We start from the raw sequence: 1,942 nt of genomic DNA, 5'->3' as shown, positions 1-1,942 counted from the left end.
AATTACGACACCGGCTCCAACCTGGCGGATATGGGCCGGACGCAGTGCACGACCACCGCTGGCCGGTGGTCGACTCCGAAGCCGATTCCACGTATCGGTGGGGAGGCCACGCCGAAAGCCTGCGGCGTAAGCGTGGCGATGCTGCCGGGGTAGAGCTGGGCACCTCACCCGTCGATCGATTCCGTGGTGAACGTGGGAACTGCCCGCGGTCGCCCAAGGACCGGACGTTTAGTTCGGTCAAGGGCAGGCCCATCGCCGGCTGATGGTCGTCGGGCAGGACGGAGGCCCCGTAGTACTCCGAGGCCGGGAGAGCCGGCCACATGGGGAAGGGGGCCAGCAAGTCAGCAGTAAGGAAACTGGAATGCCGGGAGGCTGTCGCCGGTGAATACCGACGAGCTGGAATGGGCCTTGATGAAGGCCGAACGCCGGGTACTGGAGATCCAGACCAAGCTGCACCGTTGGGCTGCTGATGATCCTCATCGCAGGTTCGACGATCTGTTCAACCTCGTGGCCGATCCCGCCTTCCTGTTGGTGGCGTGGGACCGTGTCCGGGGAAACAAGGGTGCCCGCACGGCCGGAGTGGATGGGAAGACCGCACGCTCCATCGAGGCCGGGCAGGGAGTCGAGATGTTTCTCGGCAGGCTGCGGACTCAGATTAGAGACCGCAGCTTCCGACCGGTTCCTGTGCGCGAGCGGATGATTCCCAAGGCGAATGGCAAGCTTCGTCGTCTTGGGATTCCGACCGTGGCGGACCGAGTGGTCCAGGCGTCCTTGAAACTGGTGCTGGAGCCGGTGTTCGAAGCGGATTTCCTCCCGTGTTCCTATGGGTTCCGCCCGAACCGCCGGGCTCATGACGCGATCGCCGAGACTCGCTATCTCGCCAGCCACGGATATGAGTGGGTGGTGGAGGGCGACATCACGGCGTGCTTCGACGAGATCTCGCACCCGGCCCTCATGGAGCGGGTGCGGAATCGAATCGGGGACAAGCGGGTGTTGTCCTTGGTGAGGGCGTTTTTGAAGTCCGGGATCCTGTCCCGGGACGGGGCCTTCACGGACACACGCACTGGGACCCCGCAGGGCGGGATCCTGTCGCCGCTGCTGGCCAACATCGCTCTCTCGGTCCTGGACGAGCACATCGCCCAGACCCCCGGAGGACCAGACAGCACCTCCGAGGATCGGCGCAGGAGACGGCGCCGGGGATTGCCCAACTACCGGCTGGTCCGGTATGCGGATGACTTCCTCGTGCTTGTCTTCGGGCGCCGTGAGCACGCCGAGGAATTACGCGATGAGGTCGCGGAGGCGTTGAAGCCGGTGGGCCTTCGCCTGTCGGTGGAGAAGACAAAGATCACGCACATTGACGAGGGCCTCGATTTTCTCGGATGGCGCATCCAGCGGCACCGGAAACTGGGCACTGACCGGCAGTACATCTACACCTATCCGGCACGGAAATCAGTGCGTTCCGCAACGGCCAAGGTGAAGGAACTGACTGGACGGCAGAACGTCGGCTTGTCGCTGGAGTCCTTACTCCACCGGCTGAACCCGGTGTTGCGAGGATGGTGCGCGTACTTCCGTCCCGGAGTGTCAAACGTCGCTTTCTGTTACCTCAGCCACTACACGTGGATGAGGGTGACACGATGGATCCGGCGCAAGCATCCCGGGATCACTTGGAAGCAGCTCCGCCGACGCTATTACGGCGGTGGCTGGTGGCCTGCCACGGAGGAAGGGGAACTGTTCAACCCGGCAAAGGTAAGCACGACCAGATACCGATACCGGGGAACACTCATCCCGCCCCCGTGGCCCATTACGGCATGAGGAACTGAACACCCCGAAACGGGATTTGCGGAGAGCCCGGTGCCCGGAGACGGGCACGCCGGGTTCGGGAGGCGGCTCGGAGAAACCCACTGGTGGAAACACCAGCAGGGCGCCCCGAGTCGACCTCACC

General features: G+C 64.0%; 1 protein-coding gene. It reads left to right on the top strand.

Features of this window, described 5'->3' with window-relative positions; genetic code table 11:
* Nucleotides 1-381: 381 nt before the first annotated feature.
* Nucleotides 382-1,812: a group II intron reverse transcriptase/maturase gene (gene ltrA / locus ACZ7NC_RS45375; RefSeq protein ID WP_471498287.1), complete on the top strand. Its 1,431-nt coding sequence runs from the start codon at nt 382-384 to the stop codon at nt 1,810-1,812.
* The last annotated feature ends 130 nt before the right edge of the window (nt 1,813-1,942 follow it).

Source organism: Streptomyces sp. NPDC111802 (assembly GCF_055634335.1).
Note: the sequence above shows the minus strand (reverse complement) of the source record. Positions and strands in the feature narration are given on the sequence as shown.